General features: G+C 34.9%; 24 protein-coding genes. 3 read left to right on the top strand and 21 right to left on the bottom strand.

The genetic code is table 11. The annotated features are described in order from the left end of the window. Nucleotides 1-2: 2 nt before the first annotated feature. From K5Q12_RS04045 to mraZ, 3 genes are read right to left on the bottom strand one after another with little or no spacing between them, the layout of a single operon-like run. On the bottom strand, nt 3-359 hold the full coding sequence (locus K5Q12_RS04045; protein ID WP_220742439.1) for a cell division protein FtsL: 357 nt from the start codon (nt 357-359) through the stop codon (nt 3-5). Nucleotides 360-380: 21 nt separating this feature from the next. After that, nucleotides 381-1,322, bottom strand: coding sequence for a 16S rRNA (cytosine(1402)-N(4))-methyltransferase RsmH (gene rsmH, locus K5Q12_RS04040; RefSeq protein ID WP_220742438.1), 942 nt, complete (start codon nt 1,320-1,322; stop codon nt 381-383). Between the two features lie 20 nt (nt 1,323-1,342). Then, a complete protein-coding gene (gene mraZ / locus K5Q12_RS04035; RefSeq protein ID WP_220742437.1) occupies nt 1,343-1,774 on the bottom strand; it encodes a division/cell wall cluster transcriptional repressor MraZ in 432 nt (143 codons plus the stop codon). Between the two features lie 665 nt (nt 1,775-2,439). Here mraZ and K5Q12_RS04030 point away from each other — a divergent pair. Next, nucleotides 2,440-2,643, top strand: coding sequence for a DUF4044 domain-containing protein (locus K5Q12_RS04030; protein WP_220742463.1), 204 nt, complete (start codon nt 2,440-2,442; stop codon nt 2,641-2,643). A gap of 30 nt (nt 2,644-2,673) precedes the next feature. On the opposite strand, the gene fakA is transcribed toward K5Q12_RS04030, so the two are convergent. The 17 genes from fakA to pepV form a co-directional block, all read right to left on the bottom strand. After that, nucleotides 2,674-4,368 (bottom strand): DAK2 domain-containing protein, encoded by a 1,695-nt coding sequence (fakA, locus tag K5Q12_RS04025; protein ID WP_220742436.1) that lies wholly within the window; start codon nt 4,366-4,368, stop codon nt 2,674-2,676. 7 nt (nt 4,369-4,375) lie between these two features. After that, nucleotides 4,376-4,735, bottom strand: coding sequence for an Asp23/Gls24 family envelope stress response protein (locus K5Q12_RS04020; protein ID WP_220742435.1), 360 nt, complete (start codon nt 4,733-4,735; stop codon nt 4,376-4,378). Nucleotides 4,736-4,927: 192 nt separating this feature from the next. After that, nucleotides 4,928-5,128: a 50S ribosomal protein L28 gene (rpmB, locus tag K5Q12_RS04015; protein ID WP_004900506.1), complete on the bottom strand. Its 201-nt coding sequence runs from the start codon at nt 5,126-5,128 to the stop codon at nt 4,928-4,930. Nucleotides 5,129-5,215: 87 nt separating this feature from the next. Further along, the gene (gene trxA / locus K5Q12_RS04010) at nt 5,216-5,530 is read right to left on the bottom strand and encodes a thioredoxin (RefSeq protein ID WP_220742434.1); all 315 of its coding nucleotides are present in this window, start codon (nt 5,528-5,530) and stop codon (nt 5,216-5,218) included. A 15-nt stretch (nt 5,531-5,545) separates the two neighbouring features. Next, nucleotides 5,546-6,184, bottom strand: a complete 639-nt coding sequence (locus K5Q12_RS04005; protein ID WP_220742433.1) for a thiamine diphosphokinase — start codon at nt 6,182-6,184, stop codon at nt 5,546-5,548. Beyond that, nucleotides 6,184-6,840: a ribulose-phosphate 3-epimerase gene (gene rpe / locus K5Q12_RS04000; RefSeq protein WP_220742432.1), complete on the bottom strand. Its 657-nt coding sequence runs from the start codon at nt 6,838-6,840 to the stop codon at nt 6,184-6,186. Before rpe ends, K5Q12_RS04005 begins: the two co-directional genes overlap by 1 nt. Nucleotides 6,841-6,856: 16 nt before the next feature. Beyond that, a complete protein-coding gene (rsgA, locus tag K5Q12_RS03995) occupies nt 6,857-7,762 on the bottom strand; it encodes a ribosome small subunit-dependent GTPase A (RefSeq protein ID WP_220742431.1) in 906 nt (301 codons plus the stop codon). Nucleotides 7,763-7,809: 47 nt separating this feature from the next. Further along, nucleotides 7,810-9,747: a Stk1 family PASTA domain-containing Ser/Thr kinase gene (gene pknB, locus K5Q12_RS03990; protein WP_220742430.1), complete on the bottom strand. Its 1,938-nt coding sequence runs from the start codon at nt 9,745-9,747 to the stop codon at nt 7,810-7,812. A gap of 2 nt (nt 9,748-9,749) precedes the next feature. Continuing rightward, entirely contained in the window at nt 9,750-10,493 is a 744-nt protein-coding gene (locus K5Q12_RS03985) for a protein phosphatase 2C domain-containing protein (RefSeq protein ID WP_220742429.1), read from the bottom strand. Between the two features lie 77 nt (nt 10,494-10,570). Then, nucleotides 10,571-11,914 carry a 16S rRNA (cytosine(967)-C(5))-methyltransferase RsmB gene (gene rsmB / locus K5Q12_RS03980; protein ID WP_220742428.1) on the bottom strand — a complete coding sequence of 448 codons (1,344 nt, stop codon included), beginning with the start codon at nt 11,912-11,914 and terminating at the stop codon, nt 10,571-10,573. Next, nucleotides 11,911-12,873 carry a methionyl-tRNA formyltransferase gene (fmt, locus tag K5Q12_RS03975; RefSeq protein WP_220742427.1) on the bottom strand — a complete coding sequence of 321 codons (963 nt, stop codon included), beginning with the start codon at nt 12,871-12,873 and terminating at the stop codon, nt 11,911-11,913. The genes rsmB and fmt overlap by 4 nt, the downstream gene beginning before the upstream one ends. A 141-nt stretch (nt 12,874-13,014) precedes the next feature. After that, nucleotides 13,015-15,432: a primosomal protein N' gene (priA, locus tag K5Q12_RS03970; protein ID WP_220742426.1), complete on the bottom strand. Its 2,418-nt coding sequence runs from the start codon at nt 15,430-15,432 to the stop codon at nt 13,015-13,017. Nucleotides 15,433-15,498: 66 nt separating this feature from the next. Further along, nucleotides 15,499-16,083 (bottom strand): ribosome biogenesis GTP-binding protein YihA/YsxC, encoded by a 585-nt coding sequence (yihA, locus tag K5Q12_RS03965; protein WP_220742425.1) that lies wholly within the window; start codon nt 16,081-16,083, stop codon nt 15,499-15,501. A 1-nt stretch (nt 16,084) separates the two neighbouring features. After that, nucleotides 16,085-17,332, bottom strand: a complete 1,248-nt coding sequence (clpX, locus tag K5Q12_RS03960; RefSeq protein ID WP_220742424.1) for an ATP-dependent Clp protease ATP-binding subunit ClpX — start codon at nt 17,330-17,332, stop codon at nt 16,085-16,087. A 139-nt stretch (nt 17,333-17,471) separates the two neighbouring features. Further along, on the bottom strand, nt 17,472-18,767 hold the full coding sequence (gene tig / locus K5Q12_RS03955) for a trigger factor (protein WP_220742423.1): 1,296 nt from the start codon (nt 18,765-18,767) through the stop codon (nt 17,472-17,474). A gap of 515 nt (nt 18,768-19,282) precedes the next feature. Next, the gene (locus K5Q12_RS03950; RefSeq protein ID WP_220742422.1) at nt 19,283-20,425 is read right to left on the bottom strand and encodes a nicotinamide-nucleotide adenylyltransferase; all 1,143 of its coding nucleotides are present in this window, start codon (nt 20,423-20,425) and stop codon (nt 19,283-19,285) included. A gap of 61 nt (nt 20,426-20,486) precedes the next feature. Next, nucleotides 20,487-21,902, bottom strand: coding sequence for a dipeptidase PepV (gene pepV, locus K5Q12_RS03945; protein WP_220742421.1), 1,416 nt, complete (start codon nt 21,900-21,902; stop codon nt 20,487-20,489). 390 nt (nt 21,903-22,292) lie between these two features. Here pepV and K5Q12_RS03940 point away from each other — a divergent pair, with 390 nt between their 5' ends. Then, the gene (locus K5Q12_RS03940) at nt 22,293-23,117 is read left to right on the top strand and encodes an NAD(P)H-hydrate dehydratase (RefSeq protein WP_220742420.1); all 825 of its coding nucleotides are present in this window, start codon (nt 22,293-22,295) and stop codon (nt 23,115-23,117) included. 13 nt (nt 23,118-23,130) lie between these two features. Continuing rightward, nucleotides 23,131-23,949, top strand: coding sequence for an exodeoxyribonuclease III (locus K5Q12_RS03935; RefSeq protein ID WP_220742419.1), 819 nt, complete (start codon nt 23,131-23,133; stop codon nt 23,947-23,949). A gap of 24 nt (nt 23,950-23,973) precedes the next feature. Here K5Q12_RS03935 and K5Q12_RS03930 read toward each other — a convergent pair whose 3' ends face one another. Beyond that, complete coding sequence (locus K5Q12_RS03930) at nt 23,974-24,507, bottom strand: 3'-5' exonuclease (protein ID WP_220742418.1); 534 nt, start codon at nt 24,505-24,507, stop codon at nt 23,974-23,976.

Here is a 24,507-nt window from a genome sequence, read left to right as displayed (position 1 = left end):
AATTACTGATTTATATTTCTGACATTGCTATTTGAGCGCGTCATATTATACTTCTTGGCAGCCTCATCTAAATTTTTTTTATTTGTCTTACTTTTAATGTCACTTCGTAGCGCGTCGTTTGCTTCCCTTGTTTTATCAATTTTAGCTTGCATTGTTTCCATATTAGTTCTTGCAGCATTAGCTTGCATACTTGAAAACACAACACCAATCATTAATGTCATAACTACTGCAGAAACTAGCGTAGCAATCAAACGCTCTCTTCTTGTCCAAGGAGCAGATTTATATTTTATCGTTACTTTTGATTGAACAGAGTCCAAGCGTTCGGCTGATGTCGTAAATTGATATGCATTTTGTGCCATAAAACTAACTGCTCCTCACTACTATTTATGTTCAAGACCTCGTAATTTTGCTGATTCTGAACGATGATTAATTACCATCTCATCCTGACTAGGTAAAATAGGTTTTCTAGTTAATAACTTGTAGTCTAACTCAAATTGTCCAGGCAATATAGGTAACCCCGCTGGTAAGTCGGGCATTGTTGTTTTCTCACGAAACATTTGTTTGACTAAACGATCTTCCAACGATTGAAAAGTAATGACACTAATCCTGCCACCACTATTCAATAACTCAATAGCTTGTGTCAGTGAATCTTCCAATGCACCTAATTCGTCATTTACTGCCACACGTAAAGCCTGAAAAGTTCTCTTAGCAGGGTGTCCACCTTTACGTCTTGCCGGTGCCGGAATTGCCTCTTTGATAATGTCAACTAATTCAAATGTTGTATCAATCGGCTTGATTACTCGATGCTGTTCTATCTTTCTAGCAATTTGCTTAGGAAATCGATCTTCTCCATAACGGCTTAAAATTCTCAATATATCATGAAATTCCCAATTATTGACAATTTGCTTTGCCGTAAGGGTTTGACGTTGATCCATGCGCATATCTAATTCGGCATCATAGTTGTAACTAAAACCTCGCTGTCCATCATCAAATTGAACAGAACTAACACCCAAGTCATAAACAATACCATCTACCTTTTCAACACCGTAATCTGATAATGCAGACACAAGTTGGCGAAAGTTTTTATGAATTAAAATCAATTTACCTTGAGAGATTTCTTGACTATAACGTTCTTGATTAAATTTGATGGCAGTATTATCTTGATCAAAACTGTAGAGTTTACCGGTAGTTAAATGTTTTAATATTTCACCCGTATGCCCTCCACCGCCTAATGTGGCATCAACATAAATACCATTTGGTTTTATGTTTAGCAAATCCACAGCTTCATGTAATAGTACTGTGACGTGTTCAAATTCTGCCATTTATTAACGTCCTTTTAATATTAAAAATCAAAATCTACTAATCCCTCTGCAATGTCATCAAAGTTTTCAGCAGTTTCTGCCGTGTACTTATTCCAGTTTTCTTGGCTCCAAATTTCAAAGGAATCTCCAGAACCGGTAATAATGGCATTTTTTGCCAAATCAGCATAAGTTTTTAAATTGGTTGGTATTATAATTCGCCCTTGTTTGTCAATTTCAGCTTCCATTGCGCCTGCCAAAACAAATCTTCTAAACTGACGAGCTTCCTTTTTTCCTAAGGGTAATTCATTTAACTGATTTTCTAATTTTTCCCATATCGGCATTGGCATCGCACGCAAAGCGTGTTCCATCCATCGTGTAACAACAAATTTGTCACCCAGCTGATTACGAAATTTTGAAGGTATTATTAAACGCCCTTTTATGTCAATCGCATGTGAATATTCACCCATGAACATAGGGACTACCTCCATTAAAAAATCCATAGTATTAATTTACCACATTTCCCCACTTAGCTCCACATTTTTATTATTTTGTCATATTTTAGTAAAATTAGACCAACTAAAAAAGTGATTGTCTAAATGACAATCACTCTTTTATATAGGTGGGGGCTAGTGGATGAATAATCCCACTATAGTAATCACATACAACATAAAATAACTTAAAATACTAGTCCACTGCCAATATTTGGACCAAAATATCGAGATGGACCAACCTTTTTTAGTTAACAATATAAATAAAAATAAACCAACAACCCACCACATAAGCAGTAACCAACCGACAATACTAATTCCAAATCGATATCCCAAAGTTAAATGTACTAAAATCCAACCCGGAATAGCAATTAAATCTAAAACAGTCAAATGATATTTATTGAGCTTGAATAACTTAACTAAAAAAAAGCATACAATAATTATTAAAATTGAAATAATTGGAAATATAACCCAATGCATTTTGAACCCCTTTTTATCCACTCTAATAACAATAACCGACCAAATTTCAAAAAACAAGCTTTATCATAATATATGTCGACCTTAAGGTATTACAACATAAATATCTAAATTTTTATATCTTAAAAAAATATGGTAAACTTAATTTCGAAACAAATTAGAGGTAAATTGTGATGGAAAATCCAAAGAAAACATCAACAGATTCAAAATTACAAGCAGAAATAGATGCTAAGCTAAATCAGCATCGCATGCCAAAATACGAAAAAAAAGTACGTACCCGTATTGAAAAAATGACACTGGCTATGTCATGGCTAATGGTAATCTTAATGGTTGGCGGCATTATATATGCTGCTATCAATGCCCTTGGCTGGCTATAAAAAAACACGGTATATAAATACCGTGTTTTTTTATTCTACTGAAATTAAGAAAGGGTAAAGTGGTTGCTTACCATCATGAATTTCAATTTCTAAATCTTGATCTATAGCTAATATTGATTCTTTTAATTTTTCAGCTTCTTTTGATTTCACTGATTCGCCGAATATGATTGTCACAATCTCAGAATCATCATCTAACATTTTTTCTACAGCTTTTAAGACAGCATCTTGCATTGATGGAACAACAACACTAATTTTTCCATCAATGATTGCCATCCAATCACCATTACTGATTGATAAACCATCCAGAACTGTATCTCTAACTGCTTGAGTGATTTGAGCTGATTTCACCTCTGACATCATACTCGACATCTCATCTACATTCTCAGATAATTCAGAATCTGGATTGTAACCCAACATAGCTGTCAATCCTTGCTGAATTGTTCTTGTTTTAACAACCTTTACTGGTATTTTTGCTAGTTCACTAGCCTGTTGTGCAGCCATGAATATGTTCGAATTATTTGGCAAGATGATAGCTTGCTTGGCTCCACTTTCTTCAATAGCTGATACTATATCTGCTGTTGAAGGATTCATTGTTTGTCCGCCAGAAATTACCGTATAGGCTCCGAGACTCTTAAATAATTCAGCAATACCTTCACCAGCAGAAATTGTAATTATTGCTGTTTCAGGTTTTGGTTGAAGCTTATGTTTCAAGTTTTCAGCTTCTTCAGCACGTTGTTCATCAATAACTGCTTGCTGCTGATCTCTCATGTTATCAACTTTTACTTTGACCAATGATCCGTAATGCGTCCCCCAACTAATGACTTCACCGGGATTTTCTGTGTGTACGTGAATTTTAACAATTTCATCGTCATTAATCACTAACAGGGAATCTCCTAATTCAGCCAAATGCGCATAAAAATCGTCATAATTAAATTGTCTGTCAAAAGTTGTGCCTTTACCGATTTGTACCATAACCTCTGTACAATAGCCGAATTTAATGTCTTCCGGATTTAAATTGGCATTTGCTTGAGCACCAGCATGCAAATCTTTAACCATTTGGTCTAATTCAGCATTATCAGGTGCTTTGAACTGTTCTTCATCAAAATCACCGCTTAGAACCTGATAAAATGCGTTTAAAACAAATACTAATCCTTGACCACCTGAATCAACTACTCCTACTTCTTTAAGAACAGGTAAAAGATCTGGGGTACTTGCTAATGCGGCCTGTGCTGCAACATCAACTTCTCTCATCAATACTACAATATCAGTGGTCTCATTTGCAATGTTATTAGCTCGAGAGGCTGCTTCACGAATAACAGTAAGAATTGTCCCCTCCGTGGGTTTCATAACTGACTTATAAGCTACTTTAGCCCCAGACATCAAAGCATCTGCCATATCACGAGCAGTTAGTATTTCTTTGTTTTCGACTGAATTAGCAAAACCACGAAATATTTGTGAGAGTATAACACCAGAGTTACCTCTTGCTCCCATAAGTAATCCCTTTGAAGTTGCTTTAGCTAACGCTCCGATATTTGTATCTAAGGCATCGCGTTCATATTGTGCACCACTAGCCATAGATAAACTCATATTAGTACCTGTATCACCATCAGGTACTGGAAAAACATTTAGTTTATTAATTTTTTCTGCATTTGCAGCTAATGCTGCAGCTGCAGCATTAATCATCTTACCGAATTCAACATTGGTAATCTTTGTTAGTTTAGTCATGATACTCCTAATCTGTGACGCGTACACCTTGAACAACAACGTTAACTTCTGTTACGTGGATCCCCAATAATGCATCAAGATTATACCTTACTTTTCCTTGAACAGACTTAGAAATTTCCGATAACTTAGTCCCATATTGAGCTACTAAATAGACATCAACACTGACACCATTCTCTTCTTGATGAACAACCACACCTTTAGCATAATTTTCACGATTCAAAATTTGATTCATACCATCTCGAAAAGTTGCCTTTGATGCCATACCAATAACACCTGGATTTTCAATTGCTGATCCGCCAACAATTGTGGCAATAACATCGTTTTCAATCGTAATATCGCCATTTTTTGTTTTGATTTTAATTGCCATATTTTTTTAAAGTAGTACTACGATACTATTAATCATTGCACTGCTTTTCCTCCTTAAAAGGTTTACTGCTAATATTTTAACATAGATTAACATGACACAGATAATCCTCAAATTATGGCATAAAAAAACCACCGCTGTAAGGTGGTCGTTTTATTTTAACTATGCTTTATTAATCAATTAAATGTTAATTAATTAAACGCGTTCGATAGAACCGTTCTTCAATCCGGCCTTCAAAGTGCGCGCAGTCAAGTAAACTTTCTTTGCAGCAGCACCGTTGATTTTAACAGTAACTTTTTGCAAATTTGGCTTCCAGCTACGACGACTTGAGTTCAACGCGTGTGAACGTTGATTACCAAAACGTGTGCGTGCGCCTGTAATAGCATCTTTTGCCATGTTCGACCCTCCTTTTCGAGCCAATAATTTAAAAAGCTCTTTCTACAACATTAGTAAATTTTACCAGATTTTCGTTAATTTGGCAAGTTAATCCGCATATTTAGCTAAAATTTTGGCTAATTGGTCTTTAGTATGAAATCCTGTTAAGCGATCCACAACTTCACCATTTTTCTGGATCAGCAAAGTGGGAATAGCACGAACACCAAAATCTGCGGGGGTTGTAGGATTTTGATCAACATCCATTTTTACAAATTTAACGTTATGAACTTCATCAGACAACGCATCTAAAACTGGAGACTGCATACGACATGGTCCACACCAAGTAGCCCAAAAATCTGTAATACTAACACCATTGCTCGTAGCTTCTTTGAAATTTGAATCATTTACTGCTGTAACTGTCATTATTTCACCTCCAAATTAATCTACAGTTTGTGTTATTAATATAACCCCTGTGTCAAAACTAAAATGAACTACTTCGTCTATAAATTCGTTAGATGACCACATTTTAGCAACATTGTCTTTTAGCACTAGAGGATACTTAGCATCAAAAATTTTTAGATTTTTGACGTCATTTAATGGCATAAAACCAAGATATCGAGTTCCTGGTATTTTTTTTACGACATGTTCTCCTGGATTTGCAAAACAAATATTATTTGTTTTATCAATGAATGAAACTTTATCTCTTATGGACTCAAAGACTGGATCAGCCATTAACCATAAATTACTTAACAAATGATCGACTCGCCCACCAGTAGCTCCAAAAACTTTGATAATATCGGGATTTTGCTTTTCGGCATTCAGCAGGGCTAATTCTGTGTCAGTTTCATTTTTTTCAGCTTGTACATGAAGAATTGCACTTTCTGATAAATATTTTTTTAAAACTGTTAGTTCAGCACTTATGAGTGAATCAAAATCTCCTACAGCCATGAAAATAGGTTTTTTATGCTGATATAAAAACCAAGCACCACGATCAGCACCAATCCATATACCAGGCTCATCAAACATATTATCAGGCCATAAATCAGTCGGACCGCCTGCTAAAATGTTAACTTGCATTATTTCACTAGCGCTTTCAAAGTTTCAATTTTAGACTTTGGATCAACTTTATCATACACATATGATCCGGCAACAAAAACATTTGCTCCAGCCTTATAGGCTGCTTTGATTGTTTCGTTGTTTACACCACCATCTATTTCAATATCAAATTGATAATCAAACTGATCACGTAGCTTTTGTAGTTGAGCAATTTTTTCTAAGGTTGATGGCAAAAATTTTTGACCACCAAATCCTGGATTAACTGTCATAACAAGCACTTGGTCAACCATATCTAACACAGGCTCAATCATTGCAACTGGTGTACCTGGATTAATCACCACTTCAGCCTTAACCCCTTTATTTTTAATCATTTGAAGTGCACGATGTATATGCGGAGTAGCTTCAACATGTACACCAATAATATCTGCACCAGCATCTGCAAATTCATCAACAATTTTTTCGGGATTTATGACCATTAAGTGAACATCAAGTACCATATTGGTTTCTGGCCGAAGTTGCTTAACCCAATTTGGGCCATATGAAATAGATGGGACAAAATTACCATCCATAACATCAATATGTAAATATTCTGCCCCTGCATTTTCAACTAATTTCACATCACGTTCTAGGTTTGTATAATCAGCACTTAAAATTGAGGGTGCAATAATTCCAGGCATAACAGATTCCTTCTTCCTAAAAATTTCTATTATCAGTTTTATATCTTGGCTTTTGAGCTTTAATTAAAGTATTAAAGGCCTTATAGCTATTATACCTTGATTCAGCAATTGCGCCAACTTCAACTTGTTGTTTCACCGCACAACCAGGTTCATTTAAATGAAGGCACCCTCGAAATCTACAGTTTTGACGTACTTTTCTAAATTCTGGAAAATAATCATCTAATTCTTCAACAGAAAAATCAAAAACTTCATACGATGAGAATCCGGGTGTATCAGCAATCATTGCTGCACCAACTTCAATCAAAGTTACTTGCCTAGTTGTATGTTTACCACGACTAAGTGCTTTTGAGACAATACCAGTTTCCAAACCCAGTTCAGGCGAAAGTTTATTTAAAAGTGTTGATTTCCCAGCACCTGTTTGCCCCATGAATACTGAAACTTTTTGGTCTAGAAAATTTTGCAATTCCAGAATACCATCCGCCGTCAATTGACTTTTTGGAAAAAACACACGATAACCAATGTCTCTATAATTTCTTACCATTTTACTAATATCGTTTATTTCGTCAATATTTAGTAAATCAGATTTAGAAAAATAGATTGCTGGCGTAACATTAGCAGCCTCAAGAGCAACTAGCTGCCTATCTAGCAAATTAGAAGCAAAGTTAGGTTCCTTCACTGCTGTTACAATAACAGCAACATCAATATTAGCAATAGGTGGTCTCACTAAAACATTTTCTCTAGGATAAATTTTCCATATCAGTCCTTCATCATTTTCACTTTCAAAATCCACAAAATCACCAACTAATGGCTTTTGCCCAGACTTTCTAAATTCACCACGAGCACGTGTCCGTTCAACACTACCATCTTGTGTTTTTATATCAAAATAACCGCTCAAAGAGCGAATAATGCGTCCTTTTTTCATAAATTAATTGTAACAAAAAAGCCAATCTTAATCGACTAGCTTTGTCTCTAATTTTTATGATCATTATCTTTTGAACTTTGACTGGAGTTGTTTGAGCTACTATTACTAGACGAGCTACTAGTGCTAGAATTATTAGATGAACTACTACTATCATTAGATGATGAACTACTATTATCATTAGATGATGAAATCGAATCACTCTGTGGTCCTCTAGAAATTGTTACTAATAGCACCATATCTTTGGTAATAGTGGATCCCCCTCTGATAGATTGACTAATAACCAAATCTTTTTTTGTAGAGCCATCATATTGAGTATTAAAATTAACAACAATATTATTTTGATTGCCCCAGTCTTGAACTTCTTGCTGAGTTGCTTTATTAGTAAAATCAGGAACTGTTATTTTAACTGCACCAGTTGAAACTGTAAATACTACATTTGTTTCAGTTGGATCTACTTTCTCATCTGCATCAATTGATTGGAACATAATTTCACCTGATGAAAAATCATCAGAAGCAATTTCTTTTTTAGTTACAGTGTAGCCTTGTGCTTTTAATTGATCAACTGTAACACTATAATCTGATCCAACGTAATCCCCAAATCTCACCTTAGCATGTCCCGATGATACAATTAAATTTATAATATCTCCTTTTTTAGCCTCAGAACCCATTTTTGGTGTTGTTCTAACAACATTACCCTTTGCAATTGATTTTGAAGTTGTGGAGCTGACACTTCCAACTGATAAACCGGCTTTTTGTAAAGTATTTGTAGCATCATCTTGTGACATATTAACGACATTAGGTACTGTTATTTTATTCGATTGGTAATTAAAAAATAATCCAGCACCAATAACAAAAAGTCCTAATATTACTAAAGCTACTGGCCATTTTGGCCGTTTTTTATATTTAATACCATTTTCACGTAAAATCTGTCTAACGTAGTTTTGTGTTCTATCAACCAATCGAGCAATGTGTTTAATTGCATAGCCTTTTTTGCCGTACTCTATAATTTTATCTACTACTGACGGTCGCTCTGGTTCTGCCTCTGACTGCTGACTATCAGTAATAAGGCCTGATCTAAGTTGATCTTGTATCTGAGCCATAGGAATAATTCTAGTCTCGTCAATTGTTTCAGACATTGGCATAAATCGCTCTTCATCAGATCTTCTAGGTGATAAAGATGTTGTTAAATCATTCGCCATTGATCCTGCACTATCATAACGATTTTGGGGCCGTTTGGCTGTTGATTTTAAGATGACATTTTCAAGCGCTTGTGGTATACGAGGATCAAAGTCCCTCACTGAAGGCATATCTACTGTTGCATGTTTCATAGCAACCTCAACAGGTGTTTCCCCTTCATAAGGCACTTGCTTTGTCAACATTTCATATAGCATAACGCCTAACGCATATAAATCAGACTTAGTTGATGCTTTATCACCTTTAGTTTGTTCAGGTGAGATGTAATGTACTGAACCAATAACAGTATTTGTTTGCGTCATGTTTTGTAGTGATTTGGCAATTGCAATACCAAAATCGGTAATTTTGACATGACCATTGCCATCAATCAAAATATTTTGAGGTTTCAAATCCCGATGAATAATATTTGCTTGATGGGCTGCTTCTACTGCATTCAGTATTTGTAGCATAATATCAACAACTTGTTGATACGGAATTGGAAAATGATCAGCAATGAATGTCTTTAAATCAGTCCCTTCAACATATTCCATTACTAAATATTGCGTACCCTCGTATTCACCGGTATCGTAAACTTGAACAATGTTGTTATTGACTAACTCAGTTGCTGCAATAGCCTCTCTTTTGAATCGTTTGGCTAAGTCGACATTGTCTTTCATGTCTAAACGCATCATTTTAAAAGTAACATTGCGCTTTAAAAATTGGTCGTATGCTAAATAAACATTGGCCATACCTCCGCCGCCCAATGACTTAATAATTTTATACCGGTTGTCGATTACTGTATCTGGTAACATATTTATTCGCTATCCTTTTCATCACCACGGCCAACTAGTAATGCTGTAATATTATCTGATACATTCTTCGCATTAGCTTCATTAATTAATTTCTCAACTCGCATTTTTAAATCTAATTTTTCTTGTAATATCGTTGCAATCATATCAAGTGTTAAAACTTTTGTGATGCCATCTGAAGTTAAGAACAATATATCATCTGCAACAAAATTGTATTGTTCAATTTCAATGTCAGCATGTTTATCAACACCTAAATAACGCGTAACACTGTTAGCACTTGGTACATTTTCAGCATTCTCATGGCTAACAGTTCCAGCTCGAAAAAGCTCATTTTTTAAATTATGATCACATGATACTTGTTTCAAATGATTATTGTGCAACAAAAATGCCTTAGAATCACCTAAATTACCAATCAAAACTTTTTTTTCAAAAAAAATTGCTAAAACAATTGTAGTAGCCATATTTTGCAATTCACTAAATCGATCTCCAGCAGATAAAATAGTGTCATTTTCTTTTTTGACCATTTTTTTCAGCCATACTGTAGCTAACTTTATTGTATCAATCTTTGTTTGTTGCCATTCATAACCAAAATGTTCGACGGCCATAGAACTTGCTACTTCACCACCTTCATTTGAAGTTACACCATCGGCAACAATAGCCATGACGTAACCTTTTGTGTTGGTGTAAGAACCAACATAATCTTGATTCTCTTTTCTTGTTCCTGAGTCGGTTTGAAATGCAATTTGCATAAAATTCCCTCATAATCATATTTAAAGCTCTAGATTGCTTAAATTAATTAAATGAATTTAAAATTAAACGACTAATTTTATTTTTTTAACAGTGTCGCAATGAAAAAACCATCAGTTTGATAGTCATTTGGAAAAACATGCAGTAATTTCTCATTGCGATTAGGTTTAAGGTTCTTATCCGTCGCCGTTTGAATAAGTTCGAATTCTGGATGGTTGGATAAAAACTTCGTTATAACATCATCATTTTCTTGACGTAATATCGTGCATGTACTGTAGACAATAATACCATTATCGGAAACATTATGACTAACGGCTTCTAAAATTTCATACTGTAATGTTGCTAATTTGTTAACATCTTCAAGATTTTTATCATATCGAATCTCAGGTTTACGTCTTAATAGACCAAACCCAGAACAAGGTGCATCGACTAAAATACGATCAAATTTTGTAGAAACTACTTCAGGAACTTTACGTGCATCTAATACACGTGCCGTTATTTTTTTATCAACATGTAACCTTTTTGCATTGCTCTTTATTAATTTAATCTTATGCTCATGAACATCAAGTGCCAATATTTTGCAATCGTCACTTGTGAATTGCGCAATTTGAGTTGTTTTACCACCTGGTGCTGCTGCTGCATCGAGTACATTAATCACACTATCATTAAGTCGTAAACTTTCAACTGGTAACATAGCACTTTCATCTTGGATAGTTATCAAACCATCCTCATATAACGTTGTACTTGCAACATGTCCGCCACTAACAGTGTAAGCATGATTAGCCACTTTGGAGGGTTGAACTTCTAAATTTTCACCCTTAAGCCTTGTGATTACCTCATCATCTCCAATCAGTGTTGAATTAACTCTTATGGATTGCTTTGGTGCCTCATTAATTGTTGAAATAATATGACGTGTCGCTTCTTCCCCTTGTTGTTCAAATAATTCTTGAATTAACCAAACTGGTAAACTAGCTTCAATTGAAAGTTTATCAATAGGATTTTCAATTGCATCTAGTTTTCTTAATCCTTTACGATCTATATTATGTAAAATTGCTGTAACAAATTTAGCTGTTCCAACATGACCCAAAATTTTAGATACATTAATAGATTCATTGAAGATTGCATGTTTGGGAATTTTATCTAAATAAACAAGTTGAAAAATTGCTGTATAAAGCAATTCTCTGACCCAGGGATCTATTTTTTTACTTTCAATAAACGGTGCTAGCCAATATTCAAGTGTCAATCGGTGTTGGATGACACCATAAACCAAGGTTGTTATTAATCTTTTATCAGGGGCATTCAATTGATGACGCAGCAATGACTGATTCAATTGAATATTAGAATAAGCACCATTTTTTATTTTCGAAAGAATTTGAACTGCTATCACACGTGGATTATCCGTTTTAACACGTTTATCACTCATTTAATATCCTCTATCCATTGTTTCCCAATTTCAATCTGTTTGCCAGCCCCATTCAGATAGTCTTGAATGAACATTTCTGATTTTCCAGCAGGCTGCAATTTATCAAGACTTATAACAGTATGATTAGCTGCAGCAACTAGCAGTTGCTTTTTAGTTTTGTTTACGATATATCCGGCTGGTAAATCAGTTTTCTCAGTTGTTGGTGTCACACTGACTATTTTCATACGTTGTCCATTAATCTGACTATAGGCTGGATGTGTTGGGTATAATCCTCGAATGTGCCAATCTAATTGCTGTGCTGTTTCTTTTGCAAAATTCAAATTTTGCATTTCATGAGATATGTTTGGTGAAAAAGTAACTTTACTATCCTCTTGTGGTTTAGGTACAATCTCTCCACTAATTAGTTTAGGTAATGTGGACATTAGTAAATCACGTCCTGCTAGACTTAATTTTTTAAACATTGTCCCTACATTGTCTTGCTTTGTTATGGGAACAGTTATCACATCAATAATATCACCAGCGTCCATTTCTTTGACCATATACATAATAGAAACACCCGTTTCTTGGTCACCGTTCATAATGGCGTAATGAACTGGTGCACCGCCACGATATTTAGGTAGTAATGACGCATGCGTGTTAATAGCAGCAATCTTGGCAGATGATAAAAGAGATGTTGGTAAGAACTGGCCAAATGCTGCTGTGATAATAAAATCCGGACTAATCGCCATAATCCTATCCATTTCATTTGAACCGCTTATTTTATTAGGCTGTAATACAGGTATTTGTGCTACTAATGCTGTTTCTTTAACTGGACTGTAGGTTAACTGATGTTTACGACCTTTGGGCCTATCTGGTTGAGTAACCACAGCTTTTACGTCATAATTAGAGTCTTGAATTAATGCCTCTAATATTGGCACCGCAAATTGGGGTGTTCCCATAAATACAACAGAATAGGTCATGCATTGATTCCTCGTTTCATCGTTAAATTATAGCGTGTCTGCTTAACTGGTCTTAATTTTATTTTATAGTCAATAAAAAATACCCGTCATCCGAGTATTTAAATTATCTCCATTATACCATATAATTTTGTAACGTTTTTGTCACAAAAAAGAATTAGGATCTCTGTCAATCATTATTTGCAAACCATCTTTTGCCTTCTGCGCACGAAAATTTAATTCTTCCAGTAAATCGTCTAATGACTCACGCTGCTTAAATTTTAAAATGATTTGAAAAAAATATTTATTTCTTAACTTAGCAATGGGTTTTGGTGATGGACCAAGTAATATAACATCGTCGTTGGTATTATTTTTGAGCCAACGCCCAATTTGAGTCATTTGTTTGGCAACGACATTTTCTTCTGTGTGACTTGCTTGGATTTGCACTGTGTAGTAATACGGTGGATAGTTTCCAAGATGTCTGACCGACATTTCTTGCCGATAGAATCCTTCATAATCATGTTTACTAGCATACCTAATGGCGTAGTGCGCCGGATTAAAGGTTTGCACGATAACCTCCCCTTTTTTTTCACCTCGTCCTGCACGACCACTTACTTGAGTCAGTAACTGAAATGTACGTTCGCTAGCATGAAAATCAGGTAACCCAAGTGATGTATCAGCATTGAGTACACCAACTAAAGTAACATCTGGAAAATCCAATCCTTTAGCAATCATTTGTGTCCCTAAAAGTATATCAGCTTTATGATCCCCAAATTGGGTTAGTAATTTATCCATACTGCCTTTTTTTCGTGTTGTATCTTGATCAAGACGAATAATACGTGCCTCAGGAAAAAGCGTTTGTAATTCTTTTTCAACTTTTTCAGTACCAGTACCATAGTATCTAATACGATTAGAATGACAGTTTGGACAAATATGAGGAATTGATTCTTCGTATCCACAGTAATGACACTTCAATGTTTTAGTATCCATATGCAATGTCATTGCTAAGTTACAATTAGGATCTCTAGGTACGTAACCACAATCTCTACACATCACAAAACTTGAGAATCCACGTCTGTTCAGCATTAATACTGATTGTTCTCGATGAATTAATCTCTCTTTTAGCGCCTCTCTTAATTGCTCTGAGAAATCTGTTTCCGGATAGTTAGACAGTGTGTCTTTCATGTCTACGATGGTAACTTTAGGTAATTTAGCGTCACCAGCTCTTTTGTTTAATTTCAAAAACTGATAAATATTGCGATGCGCTCTTGCTCGAGATTCTAACGATGGCGTTGCCGAACCTAGGATAACAGGAATATGATGATATGCTCCTCGCCACAAAGCCACATCTCTAGCATTATATCTAGGATTATCATTTTGCTTATAAGTCGTTTCGTGCTCTTCATCAACGATAATTAATCCTAGATTATCCAGTGGTGCAAAAACAGCAGAACGGGCACCAACAACAATTTTAACTTCCCCTCTCTCAATGCGTCGCCATTCATCATAACGTTCCCCATCAGATAAACCAGAATGTAATACCGCTGTTTGTCCACCAAATCTTGATTTAACTCGTCTCACCATCTGAGGTGTGAGAGATATTTCAGGAACTAAAAATAAAGTTGTCTTTCCTTGTTCAAAAACATTTTGCGCTACTTGTAAATAAACTTCTGTTTTACCAGATCCGGTAATCCCTTCAAGTAAAAAAGGTTGATAAATTTGTTTCTCAGCTGCGAGAAGTATTTGTTCATAAGCTAATTTTTGTTCAATATTTAAAGGTATTGGCTCAGTGGGCTTGACTTGCATATCAGATAATGGATTCCTAAGTAATTCAACTGTTGTTTTTGTTAACCACTTTTTTGATGCTGCATCATTTAAACTAGCGGGACTAATTGCTAACATATCTTGTAGTTCTTTTTTTGTCCATGTTTCTCCTAAATGCGCCAATATGAAATCTAATATGAGATGCTGCTTTGCAGCACGTTTTTGAATGTGTTGTTTTTCTTGGTCTAAAAATTTTTTTTCGTTAGAAAATTTATAGGCGAGTTGTTTTTTTACAGATGATTTATTAGAAATTTTAGGAATAACTTCAATTTTTCCTTCCCTTTTCAATTTTGAAAACAACATCATATCTTTGTTTTGCACATTACCAGCATCTAAGACTAATTCATTCAATCCGTTAAAAACAACTTGCTGGATTTCAGAACTAATCTCACCAACTATTTTAATTTTTAATTGATAATTAGCTTTTAAGGCAGTAGGAAGCATTGTTTGTAGAATAGAAATACGAAATGCAAATGTTTCTTTTGCCAAATATTCAGAGAGTTGTAACAACTCAGAATTTAAAACTGGTGAAATATCCAAAGTTTTAATTATTTTCTTTAATTGGATTTCATCTCCCAATTCTTTATTTGATAGTGCAATTATAAATCCCATAACATGTCTGTGACCAAAAGGTACTTCTACACGCATACCAGGTTTGACAGTATCTAACATATAATCTGGTATTTCGTATGTATATGGCTGATTAGTTTGCATTGTTGGCACATCAACAATGATTTGTGCATATGGATTTTTCTTCATACTGTTATTGTATCAAATAGGTCAAATAATTTAGCTTTAAACAAAAAAGCCAACCAAAGTTGACTTTTAAAGATGTGACTCAATCCATTTCCAGACTTCATCTTTACCATATTTTGTTTCTGATGAGAAAAATTGAAAATCACTATCTGTCTCATCAAATCCCAATACACGTTTTATATTGCTTTCAAACTTGTTAAACTTGCCTTTGGAAATTTTATCTGACTTTGTAGCAACAACTAAAATAGGTATATTGTAGTAATGAAGCCACTCATACATTGCTATATCATCTTCACTTGGATTATGTCTAGCATCTACTAAACTCACTACCCCTCTAAGTTGTTTACGAGTTGTAATATATTCTTCAATCATGTGCCCAAATGCTTCACGCTGCTTTTTTGAAACTTTGGCATATCCATATCCTGGGACGTCAACAAAATATAATTTATTTTCTACATCATAAAAATTCAAAGTCTGTGTTTTCCCTGGCTGAGAAGATGTCCTAGCAAAGTTTTTACGTTGAATTAACGTATTTGTCAACGAAGATTTGCCAACATTAGAACGCCCAACAAGCGCAATTTCAGGTTTACCATCTGTAGGATATTGTGCAGATGTCACTGCACTCATAACCATTTCTACATTATTAACATTCATGCTAATCTACTTTCTTTAAATGTAATTCTGGCGTTTTGCCCTGAAGTACACTGTCTTTTGTGATAATAACTTTATCAACATCTTTTCGACTTGGAATATCAAACATCACATCTTTCATAACGTGTTCAATAATTGACCGCAAGCCTCTAGCACCAGTATGACGTTTTATAGCCAGTTCAGCCATTGCTTCCAAAGCGTCTTCCTGAAATATTAGCTCAACATTGTCAAGTCCTAATAATGCAGTGTATTGTTTTATCAAAGCATTCTTTGGTTCAGTTAAAATACGTTTCAAATCAGAAACTCTCAACTCATCTAAAACCGAAACAATTGGAAGTCTTCCTATAAATTCAGGAATCAATCCAAATTTTGTCATATCTTCAGGTTGTACTTGAGTCAAAATGTTTTCTGAATTTAAAGCTACAGCGTTTTCATTTGCATCAGATCCAAAACCAATAATACGTTCCCCTAAACGTTCTTTAATGATCGTATCAATTCCAGCAAAAGCGCCACCAACAATGAACAATATGTTAGTTGTATTAACCTGAATCAACTCTTGCTGTGGATGTTTGCGCCCGCCTTGCGGTGGCACACTAGCAGTAGTACCTTCAAGTAATTTTAGCAAAGCTTGCTGGACACCTTCTCCAGAAACATCTCTTGTAATTGAAACATTTTCAGATTTCTTTGCTATTTTATCAATTTCATCAATATAAATTATACCTTGTTCTGCCGCACTAATATCAAAATTTGCAGATTGTAATAATTTTAAAATAATATTTTCAACATCTTCACCAACATAGCCTGCTTCGGTTAATGTTGTTGCATCTGCAATAGCAAATGGTACATTTAAAATTCTAGCTAAACTTTGCGCTAAATATGTTTTACCTGAGCCAGTTGGCCCAATTAATGCAATATTTGATTTTTGAAGCTCAACGTCAGTTGTTGGTGCAATATTCTCATTAATTCGCTTGTAATGATTATAAACTGCAACAGCCAAAGTTTTTTTGGCATCTTCTTGCCCAACAACATAATCGTTAAGTTTCTCTACAATTTCATGTGGTGTTGGTAATGTCAATACTTTAATCGCTTGTGAAGCACTCAATTCTTCTTCGATAACACTTTGGGCTAACGTAACGCATTCATCGCAAATAAAAACATTGTTTGGCCCAGCAACAATTTTCTTGACTTCGTTTGCTGACTTGCCACAAAAGCTACAATAAACTTCTTCTTCAAAACCTTGTTTTTGTGCCATATACTATCCTTTAATTAATCAATAGATACTTTAAAATCTATAAAAATAAATACTATTTCATTCTACCAGATTATATCGAATATTAAAGTGTTAATTCTTTTCAGCTTAAAATCAGGCACAAAAAAAAGCCCTTGGGCTTTTATTTTGTCTTTGCAGACTCTGTAATTTTTGCGATCACTTCACGCATAGCAATATCGTGCTTCAAAAGTGAGTCCGATAATGATTCACGAACTTTAGTTGCATCCATATTATATTGTTTTGCCAAGTTATTAATTTCTTCAGTAACTTGTTCTTCTGTTGGTTCAATACCTTCAGCCTTAACGATTGCGTCAAGCACAAGATTAGTTTTAACACGTGTTTCTGCACCTTCTGTGAATTGCTTGTGCAAATCTTCCTCAGTTTGACCTGAAATTTGGAAGAACATTTCACGTGAAATACCTTGCTGTTGCAATTGTCCTAAGTATTGTTCTGATTGACGATGTACATCTTCTTCAATCATAGCTTCAGGAATTGTTTCTCCTTCAACAGATGCATTGTCAACTGCCTTAGTTATAACAGCGTCTTCGAAAGCAGACTTTGCGGCTGATTCTTTTTCATCAGTTAACTTCTTAGCAGTTTTTTCTTTCAATTCTGCCAAAGTTTCAACTTCTTCATCAACATCTTTAGCAAATTCGTCATCTAATTCAGGCAATTCTTTACGCTTCAATTCATGAATTTTAACTTCAAATAACGCATCTTTACCTGCTAAATCAGCTGCTTGGTATTCTGCAGGGAAAGTGACATTAACATTAACATCTTCACCAGCTGAATGACCAATCAATTGGTCTTCAAATCCAGGGATAAATTGACCTGATCCTAATTCAAGAGAAAAGTCCTTTGATTGTCCACCTTCAAAGTGTTCACCATCAACTGAACCATCAAAATCAATGATAACTGTATCACCTTTTTCAGCTTTAACTGAAGCTTCTTGTAAGACTAATTCAGCTTGTCCATCTTGCAAACGCTTGATTTCAGCATCTACATCAGCATCTGTCACTTCTGTGTCAGCAGCTTCAACTTCAAGGTTCAAATATTCACCTAATTGAACAGCAGGGGCAATTGTAATTTCAGCTTTCAATGTCCAAGGCTCCCCCTTCTTCATTGAAATAGGTTGGATATTTGGGCGCCCAACGGGGCTAATACCAGCTTCGTCAACAGCTGTTTCATAAGCTTCTGGTAAAATAATGTCCATTGTCTCTTGATATAAAGCTTCTTCGCCAAATTTTGACATAAACATTGCTTTTGTTACTTTACCCTTGCGGAATCCAGGAACAGAAACTTGATTCTTATTACGTTGGAAAGCTTTTTCCAAGCCTTCTTCAACTTTTTCGCGTGATATTTCAAATTCTAATGTGCCTTGGTTCTTTTGATCCGCAGCTAGTGTCCAGTTAGACATGATAAGTCCTCCAAATGTTTTAAATACCTTTTAATTTTATCTTAAAACCTTACAAATCACAACTTTTTTCTAGCAACAAAAGATAACCTCTATAATTTCCTATAGCACAAAATATTTTTAGCTAATTCATTTTTGACACGATTATTGTAATCATTTTTTTAATATCCTGATTTTTAATGATATAGAAATTAACTAACAAAATCGCAATGTCTGGTTCTAAAACAATTGATTCAATATGTAGAATTCCCATAAAGATCACTGAAATTAGCATGTTGTGACAAAGATTTTAGTTATCAAATAACTGATTATAAGCGTTAACCACTGTTTTAGCTATAAATTGAATAACGTTTATAATTGTATGCACGCCCGTATCATGTTTTCCAAATACTGGCTATAATGCTCATTATCAGAGAATATGTTTTATATTCTGTATCCCCTATAAAAATAATTCTCTACATAAAAAGTGCATGACTAGGAAAACACTTTTTTATTATTTATGCACCATTGGTAATTCATTAAACGTGTTTGATATTAAACCCTGTTCGTTCCTGAATCGCATCAAGTGCTTGAAGATATCTTGCATAGTAACCATATGGGTCATCGCTATCTCCTTTAGCATCAAGTAAAACCACCTTATCCATAAATCCGTAATGTTCAATGACCTGCATCAGTTGCTGATGAAATTGCAGGCGAGAGTCTATGTCAGAGGCATCCATATTTCTAAAACCATCATTTATGTATGGTGTAACTGGTGGAATTACGAGGATTAAATCAATTAATTCTTCACTAATTGTATTATCAAAGAGAGGTTGTAATTGTGCATTATCTTCTTGGTTCAACCACATGTCAGCATACACTTTGGTAACCATAGCGTCAGTGTCAAAAATGGTTAGTCCATTATTGGCTGGAGAATTAATTTCCCTTGAATTAGCATCATATTGGCCTTGTATTAAACGAATATAATCCTTAACAACAAGTTCATCATCACTAACATTGGAATTTTCTTGGTACTCTCGCGCGTATTCTTCAGAGAAGGGCGAATTACTTGTTCTGGCTAGTCTTCTTACTAAGGTTGATTTCCCCGTTGACGCTGAGCCCATAACAGTTACTTTTTTTGTAAAATGTCTTCTAAACACACGATTTATGTAATCCCAATTACCAATTGGATCACGGCGTATTTCTGTAGCAGAAATTTTAAGCACTGTTCGATCCATCAAGCTAACATGGAATTGCCCATTCTGTGGTAATCTTTTTTCTAGTTCTTGCTTATAGTTTTCTTCACCAGTATAAAATGTAATTTTAGCATTTTGATTGACAATATTACGTTTAACTGTTTCAACTAAGATGTTCGTCCATTCATCCCATCCATCCGGCATTTGTGGAATATGATCTTCGTTTATATAGTCAATTTTTATTGCTGTTTCATCACTAAAGGCTTCTCTTAGGTAGCGAAATCGCTTTTCTACTGATAGACCCATTTGATAGCCTCGATCCCCTGTATAACCTGATGAAATGACAACAACACCATCATTTAGCGCTGCTGCTTTGTAAATCTCAGCCTGATGTCCAACGTGCATCGGTGCTAAGGTGCCAAAAAAAACGCCTATTGTGTCTCCTTCAAGATCATCTTTATATAGATTACCAGCAAAAGTTCTCATGTTATCAATTCATCATATTAATATTTTTTAGTACTAATATGACATTCTCGCTTTCTTTTTATTAATCTAAGTTAGCTATCTCAGCAATTGATTGAGCATAAATCGATATTGATCGGTACAGATCATCTAACAGTGCAAATTCATTTACTTGATGCATCGTATCAGGAGAATCAGGGAACAAAGCACCAAAGGCAACACCTCGTGCCATTAACCGACCATATGTGCCACCGCCAATCACTTGGTCATGTGCTGGTAACCCTGTTTGATCATGATAAATACGTAGTAAGGTTTTAACAATTGGATCTTCAGGTGATACGTAATGTGGTTCTTGAGCGTGCCCCCCAACAGTCGGTAATACTTTCCAACCATCTAGCTGTGATGACAAACCATCGACAATTTGTTGAGGTGAAATCCCCTTTGGATAACGAAAATTAAAGTTAATAAATGCTTCTTCGCCATCAATAAATTTTTGAATCCCAACATTCATTGATAAAGCGCCCATGACTTTGTCAGTGTAACTAATCCCAAATTTCTTACCAATCGTATCATTATGAGCAGGCGTACCTAAATATGTCAAGAATTTTTTTGCTGAGCCTCCAAAATCAAGTCTTTGCAAAAAATTAGCCAAATATGTCCCAGCATTCTTACCAGTTTCTGGCATTGCACCATGAACTTGTTTACCATTTAGAACAAATGATAATTTATTGTCTTCTTCCGAAACAATGCCTGAAATATCATGATTATCTTTCAAGAATTGATTAAATTCTTTTTGAATATCATTTACATTTTTGGCCTCAACGGTTGCACGAGCAATACCTGGTACCATATTAGTTCTAAGTCCTGCTTCAAAAGTTTTTAACGTAACACTGCCGCCATTGTTTGCATGACCTGACACAACAACTTGTACATTCCCTTTTTCGCCATTGATTATAGGATACTCTGCATCAGGTGAAAAACCAAAAATTGGAGCTGGTTCAACCTCAAAATAACGTGTCATGCCTAACCAATCATTTTCTTCATCGGTTCCAAAAATCAATCTTACGCGATGCTTTAGTGGGACTTTCAAATCCGATAGTATTCGAAACGCATAATAGGCAGCCATACCTGGTCCTTTGTCATCAGAAGCACCGCGTGCAATAATTTTGTCTTCAGTCACAACAGGTACAAATGGGTTTGTATCCCACCCTTCTCCCGCAGGCATAACATCAACATGCGATAATATAGCAACATAATCAGCCGCCTCTTCTGGTCCAATTTCGATATAACCAACAATATTATCAATATTTCTAGTTTTAAATCCGTCACGTTCTGCAATTGCCAACATTTTAACGAGTGCATCTTTGGGTCCTGGCCCAAGTGGCGCATCTTTTGTTGCTTTATTATCATCACGCACTGATTTTACCGCCAGCAAGCTTTTTAAATCTGTCACAAATTCTTCTTGTCGATTTTTTGCTTCATTTTTCCAATTAATTGTCATTCTAATTGCCTACCCTTTCGACGTATTCTCTATTATGACCTATTATACTGTTTGTTCTAATTATTACAAATTGAACCATAATATTGTCATAAATATTTAATCTTATTATTTGACATTTATTTGTAAATCAATAAGTATTACTTTACAATTAGCTTTGTATAAAATTCATTAGTACAATTAAAAAAATATATAAATGGAGTTTATAATAATGAAAAAAACAGTTCTTTATATGGTTATTTTGGCTATGATTTTAATGTTTATTTCCTTGGCAAGTTGGGTATTGAATCAGTCCAACTTGGCAATTTTAACTGCAAATTTTGGCCTCGTTATCCTTTCTATCATGGTCCTTTTGCAAAACAGGGAATAGTTTAAACAATAAAGGTGTACGTTTTGGAAAACATAACCAATGCAATTCTTTCAAAAATTATTCATACTAGACAAAATCATACTCATAAAGGTAATTTTGGGCGACTACTGATTATTGGCGGTAACTCCGAATATGGTGGTGCAGTTATCATGAATACCATAGCAGCAGTCAATTCAGGTGCTGGCTTGGTGACTGTTGCAACGGACAAAACCAACTTTACAGCAATACATAATCATGTACCAGAAGCCATGGTTATCGACTTTAATCATGATTTGACTAACTTTGTCAAAAAAAGTGATGTAATCTTAATTGGTTCGGGTTTGGGTGATCGATTGGATATTTTAGAAAATGTACTTTCCACTATTAAAGATGACCATAAACTTATTATCGATGGTTCTGCTATCACCATGCTAGCGACACATCAATTAACTTTGCCAAACTGTGAGCTTATTATGACACCACATCAAATGGAATGGCAAAGACTAAGTGGTATCCCTATCATCAAACAATCTGAAGAAAGATTAAATCAATTCGCCAGAGCAACTTTAAACCACAACTGTATTCTAGTATTAAAACAATTTCATACAGAAATTTATACTAATACGGGTGCATATAAATTAAATATTGGTGGCCCATACCAAGCAACTGGTGGTATGGGTGACACTCTAGCAGGTATTATTGCTGGTTTCGTGGGTCAATTTCACAATGATCCGCTGTCAGATGTTGTTATGGCTGCCGTCTTTTCTCATTCAGCTATAGCAGAAGAATTATCTCAGACTCAATATGTTGTATTACCAACACGTATTAGCCAACAATTACCAGAATTTATGAAACGTTATACTAACTAAAAAGGAACAATATATGCAACTTATTTCATGGAACATTGATTCAATTAACGCAGCTGTCGAACACAAATCTGCTCGAGGTGAAATGACCTGGTCTGTGTTAAACCAGATTGCTGAAAAAAAGCCAGAGATTTTTGCCATTCAAGAAACCAAGCTAAAAGCAACTGGACTGACTAAAAAACAATCTGAGACAATCACCACGTTATTCCCAGATTATCAAATTTATACGCATTCAAGTACTGGTCGTTCAGGTTATTCTGGTACTATGATTTTATCAAAAAAAATACCATTAAAGATTGATTATCCGAAAATTGATGTGCCCGAAGAAATGAACCTTGAAGGTCGTATTATTACCTTAGAATTCGAAGACTATTTTGTATCAACAGTCTATACACCAAATTCAGGATCTAGCCTTGCTCGTTTAGAAGAGCGTGGTCAATGGGATGATGCTTATAGAAACTATATAAAATCTTTAGACTCACAAAAGCCTGTTATTTTCAGTGGTGATATGAATGTTGCACATAAAGAAATTGATCTTAAGAATCCAAAAACTAACCATCAATCTGCAGGGTTCACGGATCAAGAACGTGAAAAGTTTAGTCAATTACTAAGCGCAGGATTTACTGATACAATGCGTGCCCAATATCCTGACATGACAGGTCTCTATACCTGGTGGGCGCAAATTAGTAAGACAAGTAAAATTAATAATTCTGGGTGGCGTATCGATTACTACCTTGTTAGTAATCGTATAGCATCTCAAGTGACAAACACTGAGGTCATTGATACTGGCTTACGGCAAGATCATGCTCCAATAAGTTTGGAAATTAATTTATAAAAACAAAAATGACCTTGATTAGGGTCATTTTTGTTTTATAAAATACTTTAAAGGCTCATCCCCAAAATGAGTTTGCTGATATATTAATATATTGGCTGCGGCAACAGCATCATCCAGCGCATTATGATGATGATTTAGAGAAATACCTAAATTTTGAGCCACTGTATTTAGCTTGTGATTCTCAAATTTTGGAAATAATTTCCTACTAGTACGAACAGTGTCTAATAACATATAATGAGGCTCTTCAATATTATAGTAAGCTAATGTCCCTTTTAAGACACTATTATCAAATGAAGCATTATGTGCTACGACAAGTTTATCTTCCGTAAATAGGGGCGAAATTTTTGCCCATACTTCAGGAAACTTAGGCGCATTTGTTACATCACTCTTTTCGATACCATGAACAGCAGTATTACGACTACTAAAATAAGTCTCAGGTTTAATTAAACTATAAAATTCATCAACAATTTTATTATCCCGAACAACTGCAATTGCGATTGAAACAGCAGAATGCTTCTCATGATTAGCAGTTTCAAAATCCATTGATATAAAATTCAT

The organism is Leuconostoc palmae (assembly GCF_019656075.1).
In the GTDB taxonomy this organism is placed as follows: domain Bacteria; phylum Bacillota; class Bacilli; order Lactobacillales; family Lactobacillaceae; genus Leuconostoc; species Leuconostoc palmae.
Note: the sequence above shows the minus strand (reverse complement) of the source record. Positions and strands in the feature narration are given on the sequence as shown.

Coding starts and splice junctions, on each gene's coding strand:
- K5Q12_RS04045 (WP_220742439.1), bottom strand. CDS start 359: ATGGCACAAAATGCATATCAATTTACGACATCAGCCGAACGCTTGGAC.
- clpX (WP_220742424.1), bottom strand. CDS start 17,332: ATGGCACAAAAACAAGGTTTTGAAGAAGAAGTTTATTGTAGCTTTTGT.
- K5Q12_RS04005 (WP_220742433.1), bottom strand. CDS start 6,184: ATGCAAGTTAACATTTTAGCAGGCGGTCCGACTGATTTATGGCCTGAT.
- K5Q12_RS03950 (WP_220742422.1), bottom strand. CDS start 20,425: ATGAGAACTTTTGCTGGTAATCTATATAAAGATGATCTTGAAGGAGAC.
- pknB (WP_220742430.1), bottom strand. CDS start 9,747: ATGTTACCAGATACAGTAATCGACAACCGGTATAAAATTATTAAGTCA.
- rpmB (WP_004900506.1), bottom strand. CDS start 5,128: ATGGCAAAAGATGCTATTACAGGCGCACGCACACGTTTTGGTAATCAA.
- rpe (WP_220742432.1), bottom strand. CDS start 6,840: ATGCCTGGAATTATTGCACCCTCAATTTTAAGTGCTGATTATACAAAC.
- K5Q12_RS04020 (WP_220742435.1), bottom strand. CDS start 4,735: ATGGCAATTAAAATCAAAACAAAAAATGGCGATATTACGATTGAAAAC.
- K5Q12_RS04030 (WP_220742463.1), top strand. CDS start 2,440: ATGGAAAATCCAAAGAAAACATCAACAGATTCAAAATTACAAGCAGAA.
- K5Q12_RS03985 (WP_220742429.1), bottom strand. CDS start 10,493: ATGCAAATTGCATTTCAAACCGACTCAGGAACAAGAAAAGAGAATCAA.
- rsmB (WP_220742428.1), bottom strand. CDS start 11,914: ATGAGTGATAAACGTGTTAAAACGGATAATCCACGTGTGATAGCAGTT.
- pepV (WP_220742421.1), bottom strand. CDS start 21,902: ATGACAATTAATTGGAAAAATGAAGCAAAAAATCGACAAGAAGAATTT.
- rsmH (WP_220742438.1), bottom strand. CDS start 1,322: ATGGCAGAATTTGAACACGTCACAGTACTATTACATGAAGCTGTGGAT.
- mraZ (WP_220742437.1), bottom strand. CDS start 1,774: ATGTTCATGGGTGAATATTCACATGCGATTGACATAAAAGGGCGTTTA.
- fmt (WP_220742427.1), bottom strand. CDS start 12,873: ATGACCTATTCTGTTGTATTTATGGGAACACCCCAATTTGCGGTGCCA.
- K5Q12_RS03930 (WP_220742418.1), bottom strand. CDS start 24,507: ATGAATTTTATATCAATGGATTTTGAAACTGCTAATCATGAGAAGCAT.
- trxA (WP_220742434.1), bottom strand. CDS start 5,530: ATGACAGTTACAGCAGTAAATGATTCAAATTTCAAAGAAGCTACGAGC.
- tig (WP_220742423.1), bottom strand. CDS start 18,767: ATGTCTAACTGGACACTAGCTGCGGATCAAAAGAACCAAGGCACATTA.
- fakA (WP_220742436.1), bottom strand. CDS start 4,368: ATGACTAAACTAACAAAGATTACCAATGTTGAATTCGGTAAGATGATT.
- priA (WP_220742426.1), bottom strand. CDS start 15,432: ATGAAGAAAAATCCATATGCACAAATCATTGTTGATGTGCCAACAATG.
- yihA (WP_220742425.1), bottom strand. CDS start 16,083: ATGAATGTTAATAATGTAGAAATGGTTATGAGTGCAGTGACATCTGCA.
- rsgA (WP_220742431.1), bottom strand. CDS start 7,762: ATGAAAAAAGGACGCATTATTCGCTCTTTGAGCGGTTATTTTGATATA.
- K5Q12_RS03935 (WP_220742419.1), top strand. CDS start 23,131: ATGCAACTTATTTCATGGAACATTGATTCAATTAACGCAGCTGTCGAA.